This window comes from Streptomyces sp. NPDC058221 (assembly GCF_042882365.1).
Taxonomy (GTDB): Bacteria; Actinomycetota; Actinomycetes; order Streptomycetales; family Streptomycetaceae; genus Streptomyces.
Genome location: NZ_JBHVWF010000055.1, coordinates 25,333 through 47,365, shown reverse-complemented (window position 1 = coordinate 47,365; position 22,033 = coordinate 25,333). Strand labels below are relative to the sequence as shown.

The window sequence follows — 22,033 nt, the reverse complement described above, 5'->3', positions numbered from 1 at the left end:
GGGCGCACCCGGTCCGGGTGCGCCCCGCCTTCATGCGTGCGGGCCTTCCGCCGCCGTCTCAGCCCGCGAGAAGCTTCTTGACCAGGCCGGCCACCCGGCCACCCTCCGCGCGGCCCGCGACCTTCGGGTTCACGATCTTCATCACGGCACCCATCGCACGCGGCCCCTCGGCGCCGGCCGCCTTGGCCTCCTCGACTGCGGACGCCACGATCGCGGACAGCTCGTCGTCGCTCAGCTGCTGCGGGAGGTAGGTGTCGAGCAGCTCGCCTTCCTTCTTCTCCCGCTCGGCCTGCTCGGTCCGGCCGCCCTGCGAAAAGGCCTCGGCCGCCTCGCGGCGCTTCTTCGCCTCCCTGGCGATCACCTTCTGCACCTCGTCGTCGGAGAGTTCGCGGGCCGACTTGCCGCTGACCTCCTCCTTGGTGATCGCGGTGAGGGTCAGCCGGAGCGTGGACGAGGTCAGCTCGTCACGCGCCTTCATGGCCGTGGTGAGGTCTTCCTTGAGCTTGGACTTGAGCGTGGTCATGTGGTGATTGTGGCAGGTGCGGGGCGCCCACCGCCCGCAGGTTTTCCGGTCGGCACGCACTGTCTGCGACGATGGGCGCATGCGCGCACGCTACGGAGTACCCCTGAAAATCACGGCGGTCACCGCCGCGGCCGGCGCCGCCGGCCTCGCCTACGCAGCCGGATTCGAGGCCCGCTCGTTCCGCCTGCGACGGGTCACGATCCCGGTACTCCCGCACGGGGCACGCCCGTTGCGCGTCCTCCAGATCTCCGACGTGCACATGGTGAGCGGACAGCGCAAGAAGCGCGCCTGGCTGCAGTCACTCGCGGGCCTGCGCCCGGACTTCGTCGTGAACACCGGCGACAACCTCTCCGACCCGGAGGCCGTACCGGAGCTGCTCGACGCGCTCGGGCCACTGATGGAGCTCCCGGGTGTGTACGTCTTCGGCTCCAACGACTACTACGGCCCCAAGCTCCGCAACCCCGTCCGCTACCTCTTCGAGAAGACCGCGGGCAAGCACGGACTCAACGGGAACGCCCCGGCGGTCAACGTCGTCCACAACCCGTGGGAACCGATGCGGGACGCCTTCGACGAGGCGGGCTGGCTGAACCTGTCCAACACACGCGGCAGCCTCAAGCTCGACGGCCTCGAGCTCGCCTTCACCGGTCTCGACGACCCGCACATCAAGCGCGACCGCTACGCGGAGGTCTCGGGCGGTCCCGAGACGGGCGCCGACCTCTCCATCGGCGTGGTCCACGCCCCCTACCTGCGATCCCTCGACGCCTTCACCGCGGACGGCTACCCGCTGATCCTGGCCGGCCACACCCACGGCGGCCAGCTCTGCATCCCCTTCTACGGAGCCCTGGTCACCAACTGCGACCTGGACACGGACCGGGTGAAGGGCCTCTCCTCCCACTCCGTCGACGGCCGCCGCGCCTACCTCCACGTCTCGGCCGGCTGCGGCACCAACCGCTACACCCCGGTCCGCTTCGCCTGCCCGCCCGAGGCGACCCTGCTGACACTGACGGCCCGGGACGAGTGAGCCGACGGCTCCCGTACCCCACCCCCGTATCGTTCCCCCGTGTCTCGATCAGCACAAAAACCGGATTTCGTCTCCGGCCGCCGGTGGGCTAAAGTAATCGATGTCGCCGGGACACCGGTGGCGATCGGGGTGTAGCGCAGCTTGGCAGCGCGCTTCGTTCGGGACGAAGAGGTCGTGGGTTCAAATCCCGCCACCCCGACAGCCGTAAGACCAGGTCAGGGGCCTGATCCACTTAGTGGATCAGGCCCCTGAGTGGTTTCCGGGGGCCATCTTGGGAGCCGAGTGCAGGAGGCAGCTCCCCGCCGGCTCGCAGAGGCGATGTGGGGAGGGCAACCGCGGAGCAGGCAGCAGGCAGCTCTCACCAAGGCCGAACATGGCCTGCGCTTGGAGCGCTCGACCTACGCTGCCGGGCGGGCGAGGGGCAGAGTGAATCATCTCGCCATGGTTGCCGGTCGGCTGCCGGCGCGCCGATCCCGCTCACCGGGCTGGCTGTGGAGGGGGCTGCGGCGGTCTCTAGTGCTGTGACCGCATAGGTTCGCCGGGTTGTCGGTCGTGGCGGTTGGATGTGCGGTGACGTCCGTTTCGATCGCTGGAGGCGCGGTGGCTGAGCCCGTTCGAGTCCGCAGGCTGACCGACCAGGAGGGGCAGCGGCTGCAGCAGATCGTGCGCCGGGGCAGTACCAGCACGGTGCGCTACCGGCGGGCGATGATGCTGCTCGCCTCGGCCGGCGGGAACCGGGTGCCGGTCATCGCCCAGTTGGTGCAGGCCGATGAGGACACGGTGCGCGATGTGATCCACCGGTTCAACGAGATCGGCCTGGCCTGCCTGGACCCTCGGTGGGCGGGAGGCCGTCCCCGCCTGCTCAGCCGTGATGACGAGGACTTCGTCGTGGCGACGGCCACTACCCGCCCGGCCAAGCTCGGCCAGCCCTTCACCCGCTGGTCCATCCGCAAACTCGCCGCCTGCCTGCGCAAGGTCCACGGCCGGGTGATCCGCATCGGCCGCGAGGCCCTGCGCTGCCTGCTCGCCCGCCGTGGGGTCACCTTCCAGCGGACCAAGACCTGGAAGGATTCCACTGACCCGGAGCGCGACACCAAGCTCGACCGCATTGAGCACATTTTGGACAACTTCCCCGACCGCGTTTTCGCCTTCGACGAGTTCGGCCCGCTGGGCATCCGCCCCACCGGCGGGTCCTGCTGGGCGAAGCGGAGCCGTCCCGACCGGGTCCCGGCGACCTATCACCGCACCCACGGGGTCACCTACTTCCACGGCTGCTACTCGGTCGGCGACGACACTCTGTGGGGCGTCAACCGCCGCCACAAGGGTGCCGCGAACTCCCTGGCCGCGCTGGAGTTGATCCGTGCCGCCCGCCCGGACGGCGCCCCGATCTACGTGATCATGGACAACCTCTCCGCGCACAAGGGCACCAAGATCCGCGTCTGGGCGAAGAAGAACGAGTTGGAGCTGTGCTTCACCCCGACCAACGCCTCCTGGGCCAACCCCGTCGAGGCGCACTTCGGGCCGCTGCGGCAGTTCACTCTCGCCAACTCCCACCACCCCAACCACACCGTCCAGACACGCGCCCTGCATGCCTACCTGCGCTGGCGCAACACCAACGCCCGCCACCCCGACGTCCTGGCCGCCGAGCGGAAGGAACGCGCCCGCATCCGCAGCGAGAAAGGCATCCGCTGGGGAGGGCGCCCCCTGGTACCCGCAGCCTGACCAATCCGGCGAACCTTCCGCGGTCACGGCACCAGTTCGGCTATAGGTGGAAAATCTGGCCCGCCATGTCCCGGATGGTCTCGGCCAGGGTGTCAGGGGCGTTGAGTTGGGCGATGTGTCCCTGGCCAGGGAGCGTGACGCTCCGCGCATTCGGCAGGGCTGCCGCCATGTCAGCTAGACGTTCGCGCAGGTGGGCGGGGCTGAGATCACCCTCGATGAGGGTCGTCGGTATTTCGAGTGTCGCAAAGCGATCAACACCTACGCCGAGCGCGTCGATCGCCTCGTTGTCTGCGATCTGTGCCGCCGCGTAAGCAGAGAACGCCGCTCGCACATGCTGGTCGGCGAACATGGCATCGACCACGTTCGCGGGCATGCGAACGATGTCCCGCATGTGGATCCGCATCGCCTCGACCGGGTCGCCCCTGTCGAACGCGGCGCGAGCACGTGCGCCCGCCGTCCCGGCGACCAACTCCTTGGTGGGCATCGGCGGTTCGTAGAGGAATAGTCCGGCGAACGCCGACGGGTCCAGCAATGCGGCTTCCAGTGCGGCGACGGCACCCGAGGAATGCCCCACGAGTAGCACAGGGGGCTCCAGGAGACCCGCGACGGCGACGATGTCGGCTGCCTCGACGGTCATCGAGTGAGGTAGTGCGATGGTTGCTTCGGGAACATAGATCCGTCGTCGGATCCTGACAACACGGAAGTCATCAGAGAGGTAGCGCGTGACACCGTCCCAGGTCGTCACGTCTCCGCCGCCTGGGTGGACCACCAGCAAGTTCGGCCCGGATCCCTCGTCGAGAGCCGTGATGGGCCGGCCGTCAGCAGATGACGCGAGAAGCTCAGTCATGCGGACAAGCTTGTACCTGTCTGCCGACATCGCACCAACAGATTGCCGACATCCTGTGCTGCCGACAGCAGTCGGACGTCTCAGCCAAGAGCCACCCGTCCGGAGCCTCAGAAGCGAGCAGCAACCCGGTGAACCTTTCCGGTCACAGCACTAGCAGGACGCGCCGCACCCAGTCGGCAAGAGATCCGCTGTCAGTGCGTGGGCATTCCACGGGCCTCGCACTCACCTTCACGATGGCACCGGTGTCGGCAAGCCCCCGGAGTACCTGGCGTGCCCGCTTCTTCCCGGTCGCCACATCAGCTGGACGGTATCCCGCTCCGAACAAGGCCGCCAAGGCGCGTTCAGCGTCCCAGGTCTATAAAGCCGCGCTGAGAATTTCAGCGCGGGTCTGCGTGCTGCTCATATGCCTTCCGAGGCTGCTTGCCAACTCGCCCTGGTCTGAAGGCCAAATGGGCAAAGAGGGCTGCCTTGGCTTCGCACTCGTTCGTCCGCGTCCACGCACGAGTGCGCTCGCCACGGCCAACCACGCATGGAGCAGACCGAGTTCAGCTGGCTCCGACTCCCCTACGGGGCCGTCCAGGGTCTTCCCGGATACCGGGCGGGGCGCACGCGAACGATCCTCGAATCCTCGGACACGTGAGGAGAAGTTGCTGTGGTGGACAAAGAGGCATCGGGCGGGCCCCGGAGCCAACGATGGAGGAAGGGGCGGTCGCATGTCGCCTGGGGTGCGGTACTGGCCGTCATGGTCGGCTTCGCCGGCGGTCAGACCGCAAGCGGGGCGCCGGGGGGAGGAGCGGGCGGAACCGCGGTCGAGGGGTGGGAGCCGGGGCCTCCCGGGGCGGGTTCGTCCATCAGGTGGGAGCCGTGCGACACGGATGCCTCGGCGGAGTGCGGTGCGCTGTCGTTGCCGGTGGACTGGGGCAGGCCGGACGGAGAGCGGTTCGACCTCCAGCTCGCCCGGCGCAGGGCCACGGGGCCCGGGGCCCGGGTCGGTTCCATGGTGTTCGGGCCCGGCGGGCCAGGAGATTCGGGTGTCAGCCGGATCGTGGGGAAGGGCAATATGAGCCGCTTCAGCGACACCCTCCGCAGCCGGTTCGACATCGTCAGTTTCGATCCGCGCGGTGTGGGGCTCAGCAACCCGATCCGTTGCTCGCAGGAACTTCTGGACAAGCGTCCGTCGCCGGTCATGAAGAGCCAGGCCGAATTCGACGCCACCGCGAAGTACAACCGTGATCTGCGGGCGGACTGCAGGAAGAACACCGAGCACGGCCTCTTCGACCACGTCGACACCCTCAGCATGGTGAAGGACCTCGACGCCGTGCGGGCAGCCCTCGGCGAGAAGTCCCTCACCTTCCATGGCAGTTCCTACGGGACGCTGCTCGGCGAGCAGTATGCGGAGCAGTATCCGAAGCGGGTCCGTGCCGTGGTCCTGGAGGCCGTGGTGGACCACAGCCTGGGCACCAGGGGGTTCCTGGCCACGCAGGCCGCCACGCTCCAGGACTCGTTCGACGAGTTCGTCGCATGGTGCGAACGGACCCCGAGCTGTGACCTGCACGGCTCGAACGTGCGGGCGGTCTGGGCGGATCTCCTCGACCGCGCCGAGCGGGGGGAGCTGTCGGACGGCGGCAGGGCGGTCACTCCGTTCGACCTCAGCGTCCTGGTGATGAAGCAGCTGTACGACCCCACGTGGGCGGCTCTGGCCGATTTCCTGCACGGGCTGGCGGAAAGCAAGCCGGAGGCGCTGAAGGAGGCCGGAACAACCGGAGCCATTCCGGCCGGCGCAGAACCCGCCCTGGGAACAAATGCGTTCGAGATCTTCTGCCAGGACTGGAGTCTGCCGGTCCGGGGCTACGAAGGCTACGCACGGGAATTGCGCCGCGTCGGCAGGATCGCCCCGGACATGAAGTACGTCCGCGCCCTGATGTCCGTCTCGGCCTGCCTCGGTGCGCCCGCACCCCAGAACCCGCAGCACCGGCTGAAGGTGAGGGGCAGCAGACCCATCCTGCTCACCAATTCGCTTCACGACCCGGCGTCCGGCTACAACTGGGCCACCCACGTGGCCGATCAGCTCGGCAGCAGCGCTGTCCTGCACACCTACGAGGGCTGGGGTCACGGCACGTACACCAACAGCCCCTGCGCACAGGCGACGGTCGACGCCTATCTGATCTCGCTGAAGGTCCCTGCGCGTGGCGCCAGTTGCCCTGCCGTGGAGCCGACGGGGTGAGGGGGTGAGGGGGGAATCCAGGGCCGGGCCCGGGGAGCCGGCTCGTGGCCGGGATCTCCAGCGCGGACCGGGTGACGCCCCTGAGGGGCAGCACCGGCGTCGCCGCCGTCCCCACCGCGAGCAATCCGAACGCGCGCCGTGCGCCGCCCAGTTCGGCGCGCACGCCCACCGTGGCCGCGCGGAGCGGCATCGCGCCGAAGTTGAAGAGCCGGAAGCGGTAGACGGCCTGAGGACGGCGGACGGCCGACGGCGGCGAGACGCCCGGCCTCACCCACCCGGCCCACTCGCCCCGCGCTTGACCCTGACGCCGGGGTCAAGGCTTAGCGTCCCGGGCATGGAAGAGACGAACGCCAACGCCCTGCACGGCCGGGTCGTGCTCATCACCGGCGGAGGTACCGGGATCGGCCGGGCGACGGCCCAGCAGTTCGCCGCCTCGGGTGCCGAGGTCCTCGTAGTCGGCCGGACCGCCGCACGCCTGGCGGAGACGGCCGAGCAACACCCGCGCATCCGGACACACGTGGCCGACGTCTCCGAGCCGGACGCCCCCGCCGGCATCGTCACCGCCGCGCTGGAGGCGTTCGGTCGCATCGACATCGTGGTCAACAACGCCGCCATCACCCGCCCTGCACCCCTCGGCGCCATCGACCGGAAGACGGCCGAGGAGCAGATCGCCACGAACCTTCTCGCCCCGGTATTCCTGACCCAGCACGCACTACCGCACATAGAGGCCGGCGGCACCGTCGTCAACGTCACCTCCAATCCTCCCCACTACGGCTGGCGGGACAACTCGATCTACGGATCCACGAAGGTGGCCCTCGACTTCCTGACCCACACCTGGGCTGTCGAGGTGGCCCATCGCGGCATTCGCGTCCTGTCGGTGGCCCCCGGCATAACGGCGACACCGGTGTTGCGCCATGCGGGTCTCCCGGACGAGCAGATCGCCGCAGCGGGCAGGGAACTCCGGGCCCGCATCCCGCTCGGGCGGATCGCACAGCCCGACGAGATCGCCTGGTGGATCCTGAACGCATCACGCCCAGAGGCCAGTTACCTCACGGGCACGGTCATCCGTGTCGACGGCGGACTGAGCGCGGCTGGATGACGGGGATGAGGGACGGAGGATGGGGCCGAGATGGATGAGGATGGAGCCATGCTGATCGGAGAGCTGGCGAGCAGGGCCGGCACCACCGTCCGGGCCGTGCGGTATTACGAGCAGCAGGGCCTGCTCCACCCACGCCGGGCGGCGAACGGCTACCGGGAGTACGACGAGACGGTGGTCGGCCGGGTGAGCAACATAAAGCTGCTCCTCTCGCTCGGCCTCACCTCACAGGACGTCCGCGCCTTCCTGCCCTGCCTCGGACAGGACATCGCCGACGCCCCTGTCTGTGCGGCGAGTTCACGCGTCGTCGCACGGAGGCTCGTCCAGGTGGAGGAGAAGCTGGCCGCGCTGGACGTCGTCCGCACACGGCTCGTCGACGTGCTCGGTCGGGCGGATCGGCAGGCGTGACACGCGAACCTCTGAGCCGGCATACCGGCCGGCCCCGGCCGCCACCGCCGCTGTCCGCCGTCCGTCGGCAGTCAGCCATCAGCCGTCAGCCATCAGCCGTCCAGGGGATGCCAGGCGGCGAGGCCCCCGTCCCGGCGGACCTGCCCGAAGACCACACCGGCGAAGTGGATCCCGAAGCCGATCGTGTCGAGCTCAGCCAACTCGGCCACGAGATCACGGCGATGGCCGGCCGACCGGACCGGGTCATGGTCGCACGAGGACCATTCGGGGTGGCCCACCTGGATCGGCGAGTGCAGGGCATCGCCGAAGGCAATCAGCCGCTGCCCGCCCGAAGCGACGACGTATTCGGGATGCCCCGGCGAGTGACCGCCGGTGACCCGCATCCGTACGCCCGGGAAGATCTCCTGCCCGTCTGCCACAGTGCCGCGCGCACCCCACCGACCGACGCGCGAAGCATCTCGTCCTCACTGCCGAGGGCAACGTCGCCCGCGAACGGCTCCTCGAACTGCTCGTCCAGGACTCGCCCCTGGCCGGCCTCCGGCCCGAACAGCAGAACACCCTGAAGAGCCTCCTTGAGCAGGCAATCACCCGTTCGTAACCGACATCGGCCAAGAGCGGCACACCGCCGCTCCGTCAGCCGGTCGTGCCATCAGCCGGTCGTGCCGTCGGGCGGTCGTGCCGTCGGGCGCTCGGTCGCGCCTCCGCGACTTCCGCGGGCAGCCACGGGCGGAGCTTCTCCGGGTTGCGGACCGCCCAGATATGCGTGACGCGGTGGCCGGCGAGGCCGAACGCCGCCACCGTCACGGTGACGCCGGCATGCTGGGCGACCAGGCCGGGGCGGCCGTTGACCGTCCGCTCCAGGAGGGTCAGGCCGGGGGCCCTGTCGGCGAAGTGGACCAGGTACTCGGCGATGCGCCTGCTGCCCTCGACCGGGCGGAGCGCGGCACCGGCCAGGCCTCCGCCGTCCGCCGTCATCGTGGCTTCGGGGTCGAGCAGGCCGACGAGTGCCTCGATGTCCTTGGCCTCCCACGCCTCCTTGAAGTGCCGTACCAGACCGGCCTGTCCGGCCGCCGGAGGCGCCGGCGCCCGTGCCGCACGAATACGCCGACGGGCCGAGGAAGCCAGTTGCCGGCTGGCCGCGGGCGTCCGGGCGATGATCGCGGCGATCTCGGAGAAGGGGTACCGGAAGACGTCGTGCAGGACGAACGCCACGCGTTCGGCAGGCGTCATCGACTCCAGTACGACGAGGAGGGCCATGTTCACCGACTCGTCCAGGGTGATCTGGTCCGCAGGGTCGGCCGAATCGGTCCTGCCGCTCGCCGTCCGCCCGCTGAACCACTCCGTACGGTCGGGCAGCGGCTCGGGGAGCCAGGCGCCGACGTAGGCCTCACGTCTGACCCGCGCCGAACCGAGCACGTCCAGACAGATACGGCCGGCCACCGTCGTCAGCCAGGCGCCCGGCGAATCGACGGCCTCCTGTTGCTGCCGCGGCATCGCGTACCAGCGGGCGTAGGTCTCCTGTACGGCGTCCTCCGCCTCGGCCAGCGACCCGAGCAGGCGGTAGGCGACGTTGATCAGCCGTCGCCGTTCCCCGACGATCGCGCCCGCCCCCTGCCCGGACCGGAGCCGGTCCGGCTCGGGCCCGATCTGCCCTGCCTCGGACCGGACATGCTCTGGATCGGACGAGGTGCTCATGGCCGTGACCGCTCCGTCGTTCTTCTCATCCGCATCCGCATCCGCATCCGTTTCCGGCGCTTCCGGCACACCGCCGGAACACCGCGCCGGACCGCTTCACCTGACATTTCGCGGGCCTGTTTCGTCGAACTACCGAGACATTACTGAACCCACCCGCCGCGAGGCAGAAGAGGGGACCACGTCATGGCCACCCAGACGACCGCAGTACCGGGCAGAGTCACGTTCGTGCAGGTCGCGATAGCCCTGCAGACACTGGCCATCTTCTTCCAGGCGTCCACGGCCGGGCTCCTGCTCTCCTCGTCCCACGGTGAGGCACTGCACGGTGCCGGAGCGCGCGTGATGTACGGCGCGTCGATGCTGTACGTGCTCGCCGCGATCCTTGCGTGGCGGCCGGGCGGCGGATCGCCCCGCCCCATCTTGTACGCCTCCGGCTTCCTCGTGCTCGCCTCGGTTCAGGTGGTGCTGGGCATCGCGCACAAGGCGTCGCTCCATGTCCCCCTGGGTGTGCTGATGTTCGGCCTGAGCGTGCTGGCGCTGGGCCAGGTGCTGCTCACCCGCACGCCGAGACGCACCGGCACCGACACCGACACCGACACCCGGCCGTAGCCGCCGCCCTCAGTCCGGCAGCACGAGCGGCTCCACTCCGCGTCCGGCCTCGCGGCGTACTGACACCTTTCGGTGCCGGATGCGCCGGCCCCGGTCCGTTCGGACGAGCTGATCCTCGTACGTGAAGGAGGCCACCGGCCCGTCCTGGTTCAGGGCGATGCCCTTCGACCAGGCACGGGCGGCCGGGCCGGCTCCTTGTTCCGCTCAATCCCTCGGGCGGTACCGAGCCTGCCGTTGCCGGTGGATGCGATCAACGGGGTGCGCGGTGGTGCCCGTCCGCGGCCTGTGCGGACCGCCGGCGCACTCGATCGGGTGGAGGTTTCCTCTCATAGATATCAATTGGGTGAGAAACCCCCTCTCCGGAAGCGATCATTCGGCCGTGATCTCAACAATCCGGACGGAACACCGTCCCAAGTCCCGCCTCCTGGCCGGGCTCGGCGCACTCACCGCACTGGCCCTGCTCCCGGCGGTCCCGGCCACCGCAGCGGCGGCGCCCGTGAGCGACACGGTGCACCGGGCCGCCGCGCAGGCCTCGCCCCGTGCGGTGACCCCGGCCGAGCGCCGGACCGCCGACTACCTCGCTTCCCTGCAGGGCAGCCCCGAGCGGCTGAAGGCCTTTTTCAAAGCGCTTCCCAAGGGGGGTGACCTGCACAACCACTTGTCCGGTGCCGCCACGACCGAGTATCTGATCAAGCTCGCGATCGAGAGGGGCCTGTGCATCGACGCGACGATGACGGCCGTGGCGCCGCCGTGCGGGGCGGGCACGAGGCCCGCCTCCGACGCGCGGACGGACACCGCCTTCCGGCAGCAGATCGTCAGGGCCTGGTCCATGCAGGACTTCCCGGCCGATCAGTCCGGGCACGACCACTTCTTCGACACGTTCGGCAAGTTCAGCCTGGCGACCTGGGACCGGGGCAAGCTCCTGGCCGAGGTGGCCGACACCGCGGTCGAGCAGAACCAGTTCTATCTGGAGACCATGGTCACCCCGGCGTCGGACAGCACCAAGAAGCTGGCCGACACGGTGGGTTACGACACCGACCTGGCCGCCTTCCACCGCAAGCTGCTGGCCGGCGGACAGCTCGACCGGGTGGTCAACGAGGCGGTCCAGGAGGCCGATGCCGCCGACGCCCAGTTCCGGGAGACCGCGCACTGCGACACCCCGCGCCCCGATCCGGGCTGCCGGCTGCCCGTCCGGTGGATCTCCCAGGTCTCCCGGGGCAGCACCCCGGCACGCGTCTTCACGCAGATCGCGGTCGGCATGCGGCTGGCGGAGCGCGACCCGAGGTTCGTCGCCGTCAACCTCGTGCAGCCCGAGGACGGGGAGAGCGCGCTGAGCAACTACAGCCTCCAGATGCGGATGCTGAAGTACCTGCGCGGCCAGTACCCGGGCGCCCACCTCACCCTGCACGCCGGTGAGCTCGCCCCGGGGCTGGTCAAGCCCGAGGACCTGACCTACCACATCAACGAGGCCGTACGCGTCGCCGGTGCCGAACGCATCGGGCACGGCGTGGACCTGGTCCACGAGGACGACTGGCGGCAGCTCGCGCGGACGATGGCCCGGCGCAAGGTCGCCGTCGAGGTGCCGTTCTCCAGCAACAAGCAGATCCTCGGCATCGCGGGCGCCGACCACCCGTTCGAGGCCTACCGCCACTACGGGGTCCCGGTGGTCCTGTCCACCGACGACCCGGGGGTCTCGCGGATCGACGTCAGCCACGAGTACCAGTACGCCGCGAAGACCTATGGCCTGAGCTACACCGAGTTGAAGGACCTGGCCCGCGCCTCGCTGGAGTACGCGTTCCGCGACGGCCGCAGCCTGTGGGCCACCGGCTCAACCCCATCCGGCTACCGGCTGGTTCCCGCCTGCCGCAGTGACCGGCCGGGCACCACGCACCCGAGCCCCCGCTGCTCGCGTTACCTCTCCGCCAGTCCCAAGGCGGCGACACAGTGGCGCCAGGAGACGGCCTTCGCCGCCTTCGAGCGCGACCACGGCGGCCGCGGCTGACGTAACCCGCCGTCGCATGTATGCGTCCGGGCACGGGACTCGTACCCCGCGCCCGGACGTGGTCGTATCGCGTACGCACAGACGCGTACTGACGGTGCGCCAGGGTGAAACAGCCGCCCCTACGCCCTAACCGGCGGAGGCGATGCGGTCCAGCCACTCCCCCAGCAGATGCCGCTCCGCACCGCTGAGCGGCGTCTGTTCGGGCAGCGCGGCGCGCAGGGCGCGGGCGGCGCCGGCCGGGCCCGGGGTCTGCACGGCGGGCTCATGGTGGGTCACGGCGGCGACCATGGACTCCCGGAGCGTGGTCAGCAGGGCCGGATCGCGCCGGTCATCGGGCAGGCTCAGCCAGGTGAGCACCGCGCCGCGCGCCGTGGCGTGGATGATCCCCGCCGCGAGCCCCTCGTCCACGCGGAGCCAGCCGCCGGCCGCCAGGCGCCGGATCCGGCCCATGAGGATCTCCATGCCGGCCTTGAACGCGGGCGAAGCGGGCCTGGTGGGCTCGCTGTACATCAGCGTGAACAACGCCGGATTGGCCAGACCGAATTCGACCGCCAGATCCCATCCGCCCCTCAGGTCCTCGATGAGGTCCGGCGGGTCGGGGTCCACGTGCTTGGTCGCGAGGAATGTGGCGAAGCCGTACTCCACCACCGCGTCGAGCAGCCCGTCCTTGTCGCCGAACATGCGGTAGATGGCCGGCGGCTGCACGCCCGCGGCGACCGCGACCGCGCGGGTGGTGACCGCGTCGCGGCCCTCGCGCGCCAGCAGACCGGCCGCGGCCTCGATGATCCGCTGCCGGGGCTGGGCCGCGGCCTCTGCGTCGACGGCGACCGTGCGGGCGGAGGCGGGAGCAGGAGCGGTCCGGGGGTCGCCCGCGCCGCTCCCATCGCTTGAACGTGATGGCATATATCAATGCTACAGGCTAGGTGGTTCCATCGATAGTTCCAGTGTTACGGTGATGACGATTCCATCGGAAACGCCACACTGGAGCACATCATGATCATCGTTACCGGAGCCACCGGAAAGCTCGGACGGCAGATCGTCGAGAGGCTGTTGACGCGCGTGCCGGCGGACCAGGTCGGCGTCAGCGTCCGCGATCCGCAGAAGGCGAAGGCGCTCGCCGACCAGGGCGTACGGGTACGGCAGGGCAGCTTCACGGACGCCGCAAGCCTGGCGCACGCCTTCGAGGGCGCCTCCCAGGTGCTCATCGTCTCCGTCGACAAGATGGGCGAGGAGTGCGTGAGCCAGCACCGTGCCGCGATCGACGGAGCCGTTGCGGCAGGCGCCCGCCGCATCCTCTACACCAGCCAGATGGGCGCCGCCCACACCTCGCACTTCCAGTCCTGCCGCGACCATGCCGCCACCGAGGACGCGCTGCGCGCTTCCGGAGTACCGTTCACCGCGCTGCGCAACGGCTTCTACGCCGCCAGCGCGATCCAGCTCGCCGGCCACGGCCTGGAGTCCGGCGAGATCGCGCTCCCCGAGGACGGGCCCGTCAGCTGGACCACACACGCCGACCTCGCCGAGGCCGCCGCCGCCGTCCTGGCCGGCGAAGCCCGCTTCGAGGGCCCCACACCGCCGCTGACCGCGGGGCAGGCGCTCACCTTCGCCGACATCGCCGGCATCGTCTCCGAGGTCACGGGCCGCACCGTCACCAGGGCCCCCGCAGCCGACGCCGCGTTCCGGGAGCAGCTGATGGGTCACGGCGCCCCCGCCGAGGCCGCGGACCATGTACTGGGCATTTTCGAGGCCGCCCGCGCCGGTGAGTTCAACGTCCTCGACCCGACGCTGGCCACCCTGATCGGGCGGGAACCCGTCCCCATGCGCACGTTCCTGCGCGAGCAGCTGACCGCCGAGGACGCCCGCTGACCGGTCACCCCGCGCCGGGGGTGCCGGAATGGTCCGTCAGGGCCGTCCACTGGAGCGGCGTGATCGTCTTGGCATCGGCGATCTCGCCCCTGCGGGCCATCGCGAGCATCTCGTCGAAGGGGAGTTCACGGTCGCGACGTCCTCGCGAAGGTCGTCATGCGCGGCACGCACCAGCCGCAGGAGAGCGCCTCTGCTTCCCTCACGCGGACCGGGGGTTGCGGACCGCTGTCCGACGCGGGCCACCACCAGCGGGTCGGCTACCGGCCCGCGGGAAACTTCTGGACCCTCCAGTGGGCCGAGAGTGGGCCGAGACGGGAATCTCCTGTGCGCTCGCCGCCGGACTCGCTGTCCTGTGCGCGTGGTGGATCCGCCGCCGCACGGTCTGAGCGGGGCGTCGCACCTGTGACCTGCGGGACGGTGCGGGACGGCGCTCCGGAGATACTTCCCCTGGAGACCAGGCCGTTCACCCGATGCGAGACGAAGAGAGCGAACGCACTGTGCACAGGTACGAGAAGGACGGACCGGCGATCTACCGCCAGTCCTTCGCCACGATCCGCGCGGAGACGGATCTGTCGGGGCTGCCCGCCGATGTGAGCCAGGTCGCGGTCCGGATGATTCACGCCTGCGGCATGGTCGATCTCGTGCACGATCTCGGCTTCACCCCGGACGTGGTGGGCCGTGCCCGTGCGGCGCTACGGGCCGGGGCGCCGGTCCTCTGTGATGTCTCGATGGTCGCCAGCGGCATCACGCGCAGGCGGCTGCCCGCGGACAACGAGGTGGTGTGCACGCTGTCCGATCCGGCGGTGCCCGCTCTCGCGGCGGAGCTCGGCACCACCCGCAGCGCGGCGGCCCTGGAGCTGTGGCGCGACCGGCTGGACGGTGCGGTCGTCGCCGTCGGCAACGCGCCGACCGCCCTGTTCCGGCTGCTCGAAATGATCGAGGAGGGCGCACCGCGGCCCGCCGCCGTCATCGGGGTCCCGGTCGGATTCGTCGGAGCCGTCGAGTCCAAGGACGCCCTGGCCGCGCACCCGTCAGGGCTGGAGCATCTGATCGTGCGCGGCCGTCGCGGCGGCAGCGCGATCGCGGCTGCCGCCGTCAACGCGATCGCCTGCGAAGAGGAGTAGCTCAGGAGTGGGGCTGGACGTGCTCGCAGCCGTGCTGGAGGGCGTCCTCCAGCGTGGCCACCGGACGCAGCGCCCTGTCCAGCCCGACGGCTTCGAGGATCCGCAGGTGTCGCGGCCGGGTGCAGACCACGCCCAGGCATCCGCCGGACTCCAGAGCCCTGCGGCGGGCCCGGCACAGGAGCCCCAGGAGCGAGCAGTCGAAGAATTCGGCCGGCCGCAGGTCCACGATCACCCGGGCGCCCGGCGGGGCGGCAGCGGCGTCGAGGTGGGCCCGGATGTCGGGGGCGGTGGCCAGGTCGAGGCTTCCGCGGAGTTCGACGACCGTGGCCGCTCCGCGCACGCGGGTGTGTGCGGTGGGGCGGCGCGCGGGAAGGACTCCGGGCAGCCCGGCGGCCGAGGCCGGGACCGGGGCCGGGACCGGGACCGGGACGGCGCCCGGGACCGAGGCCGGGGCCGGTTCCAGGGCACCTTGCCGGTGGTGGGTGGTGTCCATGCGTCTCTTCGTCTCCTCCGTGCCGTGGGCCCTCGCGGCGGCGCGATGCCATGAGGGCCCGTGGCCCCGGCCGGGACCGTCGGTCAGGCGGCGTGCAGCGCCAGCGTGGGCGAGAGGCGGGCGGCCCGTACCGCCGGATAGAGGCCGGCGACCGTGCCGATGAGCAGCGTGGACACAAAGCCTCCGGCCACTGCCCAGAGGGGTACGACCCAGGGCAGCCCGCCACTCGCCGCGTACACCCCTGTCGCGGCGCCGCCCAGCAGCACTCCCGCGAGACCGCCCAGCCCGGACAGCATCAGCGACTCGGTGACGAACTGGATGCGGATCTGCCCCCGGGTCGCGCCCAGTGAGCGGCGCAGGCCGATCTCGTACCGTCTCTCCAGCACCGAGATGATCATGGTGTTGGCCACCCCGACCCCTCCGACGAGCAGGGCGATGCCGCCCAGGCCCAGCAGGAGGCTGCTGAAGGCGCCCTCCGTGGCCGCTTTCGCCTGCAGGGCCGAGGACGGATCGGTCACCCGTACGTCCTGCGGGTTCTGCGGGTCGATCGTGGCGGCCATGAGCGTGCGTACGTCGTGCACGGTGGCGTCCGTCGACCGCTCGTACACCGAGGTGGGGTGTCCGTCGTGGCCGAGCAGTTTCCCGGCTGCGTCCCATCCGATCAGGGCCGAGCGTTCGATCTCCGGTGAGAGCGGCAGCGGGTCGAGGATGCCCACGACGGTGAAGTAGCGGTCGTCGACCCACACCTGCTGTCCGGGCCGGGTGATGCCCAGGCGCTTCGCGGCCACATGGCCGAGGACCACGACGGGGTAGCGGCCGTTGGCCTTGTTCAGCCAGGTGCCGTGGGCGACCCTGCCCCGCAGGATGTCGATGAGGGTCTCCGTGGCGGCCTTGACGGCGATGCCCGCGGTCTCGTCCTTCGGGATCTTCTCGCTGCGGCGGACAGTGGCGTCCACGTCGGCGGTCGCGCCTGCCTGCTCGACCCCCGGGATCCGGCCGACCTTGCCGACCGAGCCCACGGGCAGCTTGACGGTCTCCCCGGCGAACATCGACTCCCCCGGGGTCGCCACGAGCATGTTGGTGCCCAGGGCGTCGAGCCGCTGGAGCAGTTGGGCCTTGCTGGAGGCGGAGATCCCGACGACGGCGATCATCGTGGCGATCCCGATGGCGATGCCCAGCGCCGACAGCACGACGCGCATCGGCCGGCTGCGGAGCCCGGCGGACCCGACGTGCGCAACGTCGCGGGGGCTCAGCCGGGCCGCACGCAGGGAGTCGTGCGCGGGACGCTTCCGGGTACCGGTGCTCACGCTCCACCGCTTCCCGTGCCGGCGCTTCCCGTATCGGCGATGACCTGGCCGTCGCGCATCCGCACCTGCCGGGGCAGCCGCCCGGCCATCTCGGTGTCGTGGGTGATGACGGCGATGGTGGCACCCTCCTGGTGGAGGTCGTGGAGGAGGTTCATCACGGTCTCGCCCGACGCCGTGTCCAGGGCGCCGGTGGGCTCGTCCGCGAGGAGCAGCGCCGGTTCGCCGACCAGCGCGCGGGCGATGGCGACCCGCTGCTTCTGGCCTCCGGAGAGCTCGTGGGGCTTGTGCCGGATACGGTCCGACAGGCCCACCCGGTCCAGGGCGGCGGCGGCACGTCTGCGGCGTTCGGCGCGCGGGAGTCCGGAGTAGAGCAGCCCCTCGGCCACGTTGTCCTGGGCGCTGACCCCGGGCACCAGATGGAAGGCCTGGAACACGAAGCCGATGTGCTGGGCGCGCAGGGCGGAGAGTTTACGGTCGGAGAGTTCGGCGATGTCGCGGCCGGCCACCGAGACCGATCCGCCGGTCGGCCGGTCCAGGGTGCCCACGATGTGCAGCAGCGTCGATTTGCCGGAGCCGGACGGCCCGACGATGGCCAGCAGTTCACCCTGCCCGACCCTCAGATCGACGCCGTTCAGCGCTCTGACTCCGCCGGGGTACTCCTTGGTGACGCCGCTGAGGGCGACCACGGTGCTCATATCTTCGGCACCCCGACCTTCATGCCCTCGCGCAGGCCGCCGCCCGAGACCTCCACGCGCCCCTGCCCGAACAGGCCGAGCTCGACGGCCACTTCGCGGGCCTTGCCGTTCTGTACGACCTGGACGCCGAAACCGCCGTCGGCGCGGGCCAGCAGGGCGTCGACGGGAACGGTCAGCACCGCCTTGCGGGTCTCGCCGGTGAGGTTGACGGTGACGGGTGCCTGGTCGATGCCGCCGGCCTTGTCCGGCTCGTCGAACGACACCGTGACGGCGATCTTCGGAGTCTTGTCCTGCGGGTCGTCGCCCGGCTCGGCGGTCTTGCCGATCGAGGCGATCGCACCCTTCGCGGTGGACCCGTCGGGCAGGTCGACGCTCACCTTGGTGCCGACCTCGACGGACTTGCTCTCGGAGACGTCGAGCCCGAAGGTCACCACCCGCTCGGAGCCCGTCGTGGACAGGACCGAGCTGCCGGGCGCCACCTGGTCACCGACCGCTGCCGCGGCCTTCCTGACCCGGACCGCTCCCGGTGCGAACGCGATCTGTCCGGGGCCCGCCTCGCCGGTCTGCTTGAGATCGTGCGCCTGCTGCCAGCGCTTCACGGCGGCCGCTGTGAGCCCGCTGTACTCGTCGTCGACGGTGAACCCGGTGTAGCCCAGGGCCGCCAGGTTCTCCTCCAGCTGCCGTACGTCGCGGCCCTTGTCCCCGTTCTTCAGCGTGCGGTACATGGGGCCGGCGCCGTACATCAGGCGGACCGGTGTCCCGTCGATCTCGTAGAGCTTCCCGTCCCGCTTCACCCCGGTGCCCGCGCCCGGGGCCCAGGTCAGGGTGCCCGCGCTGCCCGCGCTGACCTTGCGCTGCCTGCTGTAGCCGAGGGTGCCGTCCACCTGGGTGCTGTCGCTCAGGTCGCCGCGTTCGACGACGGCGGTGGCCGGGGGGAGCCCGGTCTCGTCGCTGACCCGGCCGGTATCCCGCGAGGAGAGCGTGGTCGCGGCCACCGCGCCGCCGCCGGCCAGCGCCAGGACGACGACCGAGGCGATCACTGCCGTGCGGCGCCTCATCCGAGGATGCCTTCGCACGCCTTGGAGGCCGTTTCGAACTTCTTCTTCTCGGCGCCCTGCGGCATCGGCATGGCCTGCGCCATGCCGCCGTCGAACTTCGGGTCGGGCATGTTGTAGCCGTGCTCGCGCATGCACCGGGCGTGCTTCAGCATCTTGTCCTTGTCGGCCTGGGTGATCTTCCCGCCGCCCGCGCCGACGCCGCCCTTGCCCGCGCACGCCTTCAGCGCCTTCTCCATCTCGTCCTTGCTCAGATCGCCGCCGATGGTGAGCCCTCGGGAATCCTCACCGGTCTTGGGCTCGGGGACCTTGAGGCCGTGCTCCCGCAGGCACTTGCGCTGCTTGACGGCCGCGTCGTCCGCCTTGCCGGAATCCGCCCCGCCGACGCTGCTCCCGGTGCTGGACTCCTTGCTGCCGCCGTCGTCCGTGCCGCCCGAGCAGGCCGCGGTGAACAGGGCGAGTGCTGCGAGTCCCGTGGCGATCACTGATGCACGTGTGCGGGAAGTGGTGCGCGCGGTCATGGATTTCTCCTTGCCGAAGCCTGCGGGCCGTATTTCGGCCGTGCCCGCAGCGTGCCGAGGAGCGGTGTTTCGTTTCTCTCGCCGAAGCCGTTAACAAAGACGAAAGGTGCGCATGAGGTAGGACAGATGCCATGCGTGTACTGGTGGTGGAGGACGAGGCGTTCCTCGCGGAAATGATCGCCGAGGGCCTGCGCCGCGACGCCCTCGCCGTGGACGTGGCGCCCGACGGGCGGACCGCGCTGAGCAAGCTGGCGCTGGGCGACTACGACGTGATGATCCTCGACCGCGATCTCCCCGACGTGCACGGCGACGAGGTCTGCCGCGAGGTCGTCGCGCGGCGGCTGCTCACCCGCATCCTGATGCTGACGGCCTCCGGCGCCCTGCGGGACCGGGTGGCGGGCCTGGGCCTGGGCGCCGACGACTACCTGACCAAGCCCTTCGCGTACGACGAGCTGCTGGCCCGCGTCCTGGCGCTCGGCCGGCGCGCCCGCCCGGCCCTCCCGCCGGTCATCGAACGCGCCGGACTCGTCCTGGACACCTCACGCCGCCAGGCGAGCCGGGACGGCCGGTATCTCTCGCTCTCCCGCAAGGAGTTCGCCGTGCTGGAGGCCCTGCTGCGGGCCGACGGCGCCGTCGTGAGCAGCGACGACCTCATCGAGCAGGTCTGGGAGGAGGACACCAGCTACCGCACGAGCGCGGTCCGGGTCACCTTGAGCAAACTGCGGGCCAAACTCGGTGAACCGCCGGTCGTGGAGACCGTTCCGGCCGCCGGCTACCGCATCGGCGGCACGGCATGAGCAGCGAACGGGCGCGGCTCACCGCCCTGTACGGCGGGCTTCTCGTGCTGGCCGGGGCCATCCTGACCGGACTGGTGTACCTGCTCGTCAGCGAGGGGCTCGGCACCAGCATCTCCACCGCCCTGGCCACCACCGTGCCCGCGTCGGAGCTGCCCGACGGCTGGGCCACCGCGTCCCCGGGCCGCTCCGCCGCCCCGGCGCAGTCCGCCTCCCCCGCACCGTCCGCGTCGCCGTCCGCAGTGGCGCCCGGCCGGCATGTCCCCGCCCTCGCAATCACCCGGGAGATCAGCAGCGCGGCCGAGGACGCCGCCCTCAACCGGCTGCTCACCGTCTCCGGGATCGCTCTCCTCTGCTTCGCCGTCCTGTCCATCGCGCTGGCCTGGTGGATGGCCGGGCGCGTGCTGCGGCCCGTCGGTGTGATCACGTCGACCGCCCGGCGGCTGTCCGGCGAGAACCTCCACGAACGCATCGCGCTGAAGGCGCCGCCCGGCGAACTCAAGGAGCTCGCCGACACCTTCGACGCGATGCTCGGCCGCATCGAACAACTCGTCTCCGCCCAGCAGAGGTTCGCCGCCAACGCGGCACACGAACTGCGCACCCCTCTCGCCGTGCAGCGGGCCGCCGCCGAGATCGGACTCTCCGGCCGCCCCACCCCGGAGCGGGTCTCCGAGATCAGGACCAAGCTCATCCAGGTCGCCGACAACAGCGAACACCTCATCGAGGAACTGCTCCTCCTCGCCGCCTCCGACCAGGGGCTGCAACGCAACGAGCCCGTCGCGCTGGACGGCACCGTCGCCGGGGTCGTGGCCGCACTCACCGACGAAGCGGCCGAGGCGGACGTCACGGTCCGGACGGACGGCGCACCGCTGACCGTGCGGGGCGACGACGTCCTTCTCGAACACCTCGTACGCAACCTGCTCATCAACGCCGTCCGCTACAACCACCCCGGCGGCACCGTCCTCGTCCGTACCCGCTCGGGCGCCCTGGAAGTGACCAACACCGGTCCCCGGATCCCCTCCGATTCCGTGCACCGGCTCTTCGAGCCGTTCCACCGCGCGCAGGAACGCCGGCCCGCCACCGGCGAAGGGGCGGGCCTCGGACTCTCCATCGTCGAGTCGATCGCCCACGCCCATCTGGCCACGGTCACCAGCCGGGCCAACCGGGACGGCGGCCTGACCGTCACGGTCCGGTTCGGGCCCGCGCCCCGGGCGGACCACGCGTAGAACCTGCGAATGGCGGACCACGCGTAGAGCCTGCGAACAAGGGCCCGCCCTCAGGTCCCGAGGCCCAGGCGTTCGCGCAGCAGGCCGAGGGCCCCTTCCGGTGTGGCGGCCACCGGCACACCCGGCGGTACCGGCGGGCGGCGCACCACGACCACCGGGATCCGGGCCTCACGGGCCGCGGCGAGCTTGGGGGCGGTGGCGGCGCCGCCGCTGTCCTTCGTGACCAGGACGTCGATGCGGTGGCGGCGGATCAGCTCGCGCTCCCCGTCCAGGGTGAAGGGGCCGCGGGCCGGCAGGAGCTCGACGCGGGCCGGGAACGGCGGCTCCGGGGCCTCGACCGACCGGGCCAGGAACCACAGCTCGTCCAGCCCCGCGAACGCGGCGATTCCCGTCCGTCCCGTCGTCAGGAAGACCCGCGTGCCCAGCGCGGGCAGCGCCTCGGCGGCCCCGGCCAGGGAGCCGGCCGGGTGCCAGTCGTCGCCGTCGCCGGGCACCCAGCTCGGGCGGCGCAGCGCGAGGAGAGGAACATGGGCGGCAGCGGCACCGGCGGCCGCGTGGAAACTGATCGTCCCGGCGAAAGGATGGGTGGCGTCGATGAGCGCGTCCACCTGGTGCGTACGCAGCCATGCGGCCAGGCCCCCGGCGCCGCCGAAGCCGCCGACGCGCACCTCGCCGGGCGGCAGCCTCGGACCCGTCACCCGGCCGGCCAGCGAACTGGTCACCCGGGAACCCGCGGGCAGCGCCGCCACCAGGAGCCCGGCCAGCTGCCGTGCCTCGGCGGTCCCGCCGAGTACGAGTACGTGCATCG

General features: G+C 70.9%; 21 protein-coding genes, 1 tRNA gene and 1 pseudogene. 12 read left to right on the top strand and 11 right to left on the bottom strand.

Going from position 1 to position 22,033, the window contains the following annotated elements:
• Positions 1 to 58: 58 nt before the first annotated feature.
• Complete coding sequence (locus tag ACFVW8_RS19230) at positions 59 to 523, bottom strand: GatB/YqeY domain-containing protein (protein ID WP_389691451.1); 465 nt, start codon at positions 521 to 523, stop codon at positions 59 to 61.
• Between the two features lie 79 nt (positions 524 to 602).
• On the opposite strand from ACFVW8_RS19230, the gene ACFVW8_RS19225 reads away from it, so the two are divergent.
• The 3 genes from ACFVW8_RS19225 to ACFVW8_RS19215 all read left to right on the top strand — a co-directional run bounded on the left by ACFVW8_RS19225 (position 603) and on the right by ACFVW8_RS19215 (position 3,266).
• Positions 603 to 1,544: a metallophosphoesterase gene (locus ACFVW8_RS19225; protein ID WP_389691449.1), complete on the top strand. Its 942-nt coding sequence runs from the start codon at positions 603 to 605 to the stop codon at positions 1,542 to 1,544.
• A gap of 125 nt (positions 1,545 to 1,669) precedes the next feature.
• Positions 1,670 to 1,743 (top strand) — tRNA-Pro (locus tag ACFVW8_RS19220).
• A gap of 401 nt (positions 1,744 to 2,144) precedes the next feature.
• The gene (locus ACFVW8_RS19215; RefSeq protein WP_389691447.1) at positions 2,145 to 3,266 is read left to right on the top strand and encodes an IS630 family transposase; all 1,122 of its coding nucleotides are present in this window, start codon (positions 2,145 to 2,147) and stop codon (positions 3,264 to 3,266) included.
• 40 nt (positions 3,267 to 3,306) lie between these two features.
• Here the strand turns inward: ACFVW8_RS19215 and ACFVW8_RS19210 are convergent, their stop codons facing one another.
• Positions 3,307 to 4,113: an alpha/beta fold hydrolase gene (locus tag ACFVW8_RS19210; protein WP_389691445.1), complete on the bottom strand. Its 807-nt coding sequence runs from the start codon at positions 4,111 to 4,113 to the stop codon at positions 3,307 to 3,309.
• 652 nt (positions 4,114 to 4,765) lie between these two features.
• On the opposite strand from ACFVW8_RS19210, the gene ACFVW8_RS19205 reads away from it, so the two are divergent.
• The 3 genes from ACFVW8_RS19205 (at position 4,766) to ACFVW8_RS19195 (ending at position 7,841) form a co-directional block, all read left to right on the top strand.
• A complete protein-coding gene (locus tag ACFVW8_RS19205; RefSeq protein WP_389691443.1) occupies positions 4,766 to 6,337 on the top strand; it encodes an alpha/beta hydrolase in 1,572 nt (523 codons plus the stop codon).
• A gap of 373 nt (positions 6,338 to 6,710) precedes the next feature.
• Positions 6,711 to 7,436, top strand: coding sequence for an SDR family NAD(P)-dependent oxidoreductase (locus tag ACFVW8_RS19200; protein ID WP_389691461.1), 726 nt, complete (start codon positions 6,711 to 6,713; stop codon positions 7,434 to 7,436).
• 30 nt (positions 7,437 to 7,466) lie between these two features.
• The gene (locus tag ACFVW8_RS19195) at positions 7,467 to 7,841 is read left to right on the top strand and encodes a MerR family transcriptional regulator (protein ID WP_389691441.1); all 375 of its coding nucleotides are present in this window, start codon (positions 7,467 to 7,469) and stop codon (positions 7,839 to 7,841) included.
• Between the two features lie 92 nt (positions 7,842 to 7,933).
• On the opposite strand, the pseudogene ACFVW8_RS19190 reads toward ACFVW8_RS19195, so the two are convergent.
• A pseudogene (locus tag ACFVW8_RS19190) lies at positions 7,934 to 8,263 on the bottom strand (MBL fold metallo-hydrolase); the annotation flags it as partial.
• Positions 8,264 to 8,474: 211 nt separating this feature from the next.
• Positions 8,475 to 9,536, bottom strand: a complete 1,062-nt coding sequence (sigJ, locus tag ACFVW8_RS19185; protein ID WP_389691439.1) for an RNA polymerase sigma factor SigJ — start codon at positions 9,534 to 9,536, stop codon at positions 8,475 to 8,477.
• A gap of 183 nt (positions 9,537 to 9,719) precedes the next feature.
• Between sigJ and ACFVW8_RS19180 the strand changes: the two genes are divergently transcribed.
• Positions 9,720 to 10,142 carry a hypothetical protein gene (locus ACFVW8_RS19180; RefSeq protein ID WP_389691437.1) on the top strand — a complete coding sequence of 141 codons (423 nt, stop codon included), beginning with the start codon at positions 9,720 to 9,722 and terminating at the stop codon, positions 10,140 to 10,142.
• Positions 10,143 to 10,521: 379 nt separating this feature from the next.
• Positions 10,522 to 12,144 carry an adenosine deaminase gene (locus tag ACFVW8_RS19175; protein ID WP_389691435.1) on the top strand — a complete coding sequence of 541 codons (1,623 nt, stop codon included), beginning with the start codon at positions 10,522 to 10,524 and terminating at the stop codon, positions 12,142 to 12,144.
• 126 nt (positions 12,145 to 12,270) lie between these two features.
• Here the strand turns inward: ACFVW8_RS19175 and ACFVW8_RS19170 are convergent, their stop codons facing one another.
• On the bottom strand, positions 12,271 to 13,047 hold the full coding sequence (locus ACFVW8_RS19170; protein WP_389691433.1) for a TetR/AcrR family transcriptional regulator: 777 nt from the start codon (positions 13,045 to 13,047) through the stop codon (positions 12,271 to 12,273).
• A gap of 90 nt (positions 13,048 to 13,137) precedes the next feature.
• Between ACFVW8_RS19170 and ACFVW8_RS19165 the strand changes: the two genes are divergently transcribed.
• A complete protein-coding gene (locus ACFVW8_RS19165; protein ID WP_389691431.1) occupies positions 13,138 to 14,010 on the top strand; it encodes an SDR family oxidoreductase in 873 nt (290 codons plus the stop codon).
• 497 nt (positions 14,011 to 14,507) lie between these two features.
• On the top strand, positions 14,508 to 15,134 hold the full coding sequence (locus tag ACFVW8_RS19160) for a precorrin-8X methylmutase (RefSeq protein WP_389691459.1): 627 nt from the start codon (positions 14,508 to 14,510) through the stop codon (positions 15,132 to 15,134).
• 1 nt (position 15,135) lies between these two features.
• Here ACFVW8_RS19160 and ACFVW8_RS19155 read toward each other — a convergent pair whose 3' ends face one another.
• The 5 genes from ACFVW8_RS19155 to ACFVW8_RS19135 all read right to left on the bottom strand — a co-directional run bounded on the left by ACFVW8_RS19155 (position 15,136) and on the right by ACFVW8_RS19135 (position 19,205).
• Positions 15,136 to 15,627, bottom strand: coding sequence for an STAS domain-containing protein (locus ACFVW8_RS19155; protein WP_389691429.1), 492 nt, complete (start codon positions 15,625 to 15,627; stop codon positions 15,136 to 15,138).
• An 83-nt stretch (positions 15,628 to 15,710) separates the two neighbouring features.
• On the bottom strand, positions 15,711 to 16,934 hold the full coding sequence (locus ACFVW8_RS19150; protein WP_389691428.1) for an ABC transporter permease: 1,224 nt from the start codon (positions 16,932 to 16,934) through the stop codon (positions 15,711 to 15,713).
• Positions 16,931 to 17,629 (bottom strand): ABC transporter ATP-binding protein, encoded by a 699-nt coding sequence (locus tag ACFVW8_RS19145; RefSeq protein WP_389691426.1) that lies wholly within the window; start codon positions 17,627 to 17,629, stop codon positions 16,931 to 16,933. Before ACFVW8_RS19145 ends, ACFVW8_RS19150 begins: the two co-directional genes overlap by 4 nt.
• Positions 17,626 to 18,687, bottom strand: a complete 1,062-nt coding sequence (locus ACFVW8_RS19140) for a peptidoglycan-binding protein (protein WP_389691424.1) — start codon at positions 18,685 to 18,687, stop codon at positions 17,626 to 17,628. The genes ACFVW8_RS19145 and ACFVW8_RS19140 overlap by 4 nt, the downstream gene beginning before the upstream one ends.
• On the bottom strand, positions 18,684 to 19,205 hold the full coding sequence (locus tag ACFVW8_RS19135; protein WP_389691422.1) for a hypothetical protein: 522 nt from the start codon (positions 19,203 to 19,205) through the stop codon (positions 18,684 to 18,686). Before ACFVW8_RS19135 ends, ACFVW8_RS19140 begins: the two co-directional genes overlap by 4 nt.
• 131 nt (positions 19,206 to 19,336) lie before the next feature.
• Here ACFVW8_RS19135 and ACFVW8_RS19130 point away from each other — a divergent pair, with 131 nt between their 5' ends.
• Together ACFVW8_RS19130 and ACFVW8_RS19125 are read left to right on the top strand one after the other, a co-directional pair.
• Entirely contained in the window at positions 19,337 to 20,002 is a 666-nt protein-coding gene (locus ACFVW8_RS19130; RefSeq protein WP_389691420.1) for a response regulator transcription factor, read from the top strand.
• A complete protein-coding gene (locus ACFVW8_RS19125) occupies positions 19,999 to 21,225 on the top strand; it encodes an ATP-binding protein (protein WP_389691418.1) in 1,227 nt (408 codons plus the stop codon). The genes ACFVW8_RS19130 and ACFVW8_RS19125 overlap by 4 nt, the downstream gene beginning before the upstream one ends.
• Before the next feature lie 50 nt (positions 21,226 to 21,275).
• Here the strand turns inward: ACFVW8_RS19125 and ACFVW8_RS19120 are convergent, their stop codons facing one another.
• A complete protein-coding gene (locus ACFVW8_RS19120) occupies positions 21,276 to 22,031 on the bottom strand; it encodes a cobalt-precorrin-6A reductase (RefSeq protein ID WP_389691417.1) in 756 nt (251 codons plus the stop codon).
• Positions 22,032 to 22,033: the final 2 nt, after the last annotated feature.

Excerpts from the sequence above, each read along its gene's own strand:
- ACFVW8_RS19230 (WP_389691451.1), bottom strand. The coding sequence starts at position 523 with ATGACCACGCTCAAGTCCAAGCTCAAGGAAGACCTCACCACGGCCATG.
- ACFVW8_RS19225 (WP_389691449.1), top strand. The coding sequence starts at position 603 with ATGCGCGCACGCTACGGAGTACCCCTGAAAATCACGGCGGTCACCGCC.
- ACFVW8_RS19210 (WP_389691445.1), bottom strand. The coding sequence starts at position 4,113 with ATGACTGAGCTTCTCGCGTCATCTGCTGACGGCCGGCCCATCACGGCT.
- ACFVW8_RS19195 (WP_389691441.1), top strand. The coding sequence starts at position 7,467 with ATGGATGAGGATGGAGCCATGCTGATCGGAGAGCTGGCGAGCAGGGCC.
- sigJ (WP_389691439.1), bottom strand. The coding sequence starts at position 9,536 with ATGAGCACCTCGTCCGATCCAGAGCATGTCCGGTCCGAGGCAGGGCAG.
- ACFVW8_RS19180 (WP_389691437.1), top strand. The coding sequence starts at position 9,720 with ATGGCCACCCAGACGACCGCAGTACCGGGCAGAGTCACGTTCGTGCAG.
- ACFVW8_RS19170 (WP_389691433.1), bottom strand. The coding sequence starts at position 13,047 with ATGCCATCACGTTCAAGCGATGGGAGCGGCGCGGGCGACCCCCGGACC.
- ACFVW8_RS19165 (WP_389691431.1), top strand. The coding sequence starts at position 13,138 with ATGATCATCGTTACCGGAGCCACCGGAAAGCTCGGACGGCAGATCGTC.
- ACFVW8_RS19155 (WP_389691429.1), bottom strand. The coding sequence starts at position 15,627 with ATGGACACCACCCACCACCGGCAAGGTGCCCTGGAACCGGCCCCGGCC.
- ACFVW8_RS19145 (WP_389691426.1), bottom strand. The coding sequence starts at position 17,629 with ATGAGCACCGTGGTCGCCCTCAGCGGCGTCACCAAGGAGTACCCCGGC.
- ACFVW8_RS19140 (WP_389691424.1), bottom strand. The coding sequence starts at position 18,687 with ATGAGGCGCCGCACGGCAGTGATCGCCTCGGTCGTCGTCCTGGCGCTG.
- ACFVW8_RS19135 (WP_389691422.1), bottom strand. The coding sequence starts at position 19,205 with ATGACCGCGCGCACCACTTCCCGCACACGTGCATCAGTGATCGCCACG.
- ACFVW8_RS19130 (WP_389691420.1), top strand. The coding sequence starts at position 19,337 with ATGCGTGTACTGGTGGTGGAGGACGAGGCGTTCCTCGCGGAAATGATC.
- ACFVW8_RS19125 (WP_389691418.1), top strand. The coding sequence starts at position 19,999 with ATGAGCAGCGAACGGGCGCGGCTCACCGCCCTGTACGGCGGGCTTCTC.
- ACFVW8_RS19120 (WP_389691417.1), bottom strand. The coding sequence starts at position 22,031 with ATGCACGTACTCGTACTCGGCGGGACCGCCGAGGCACGGCAGCTGGCC.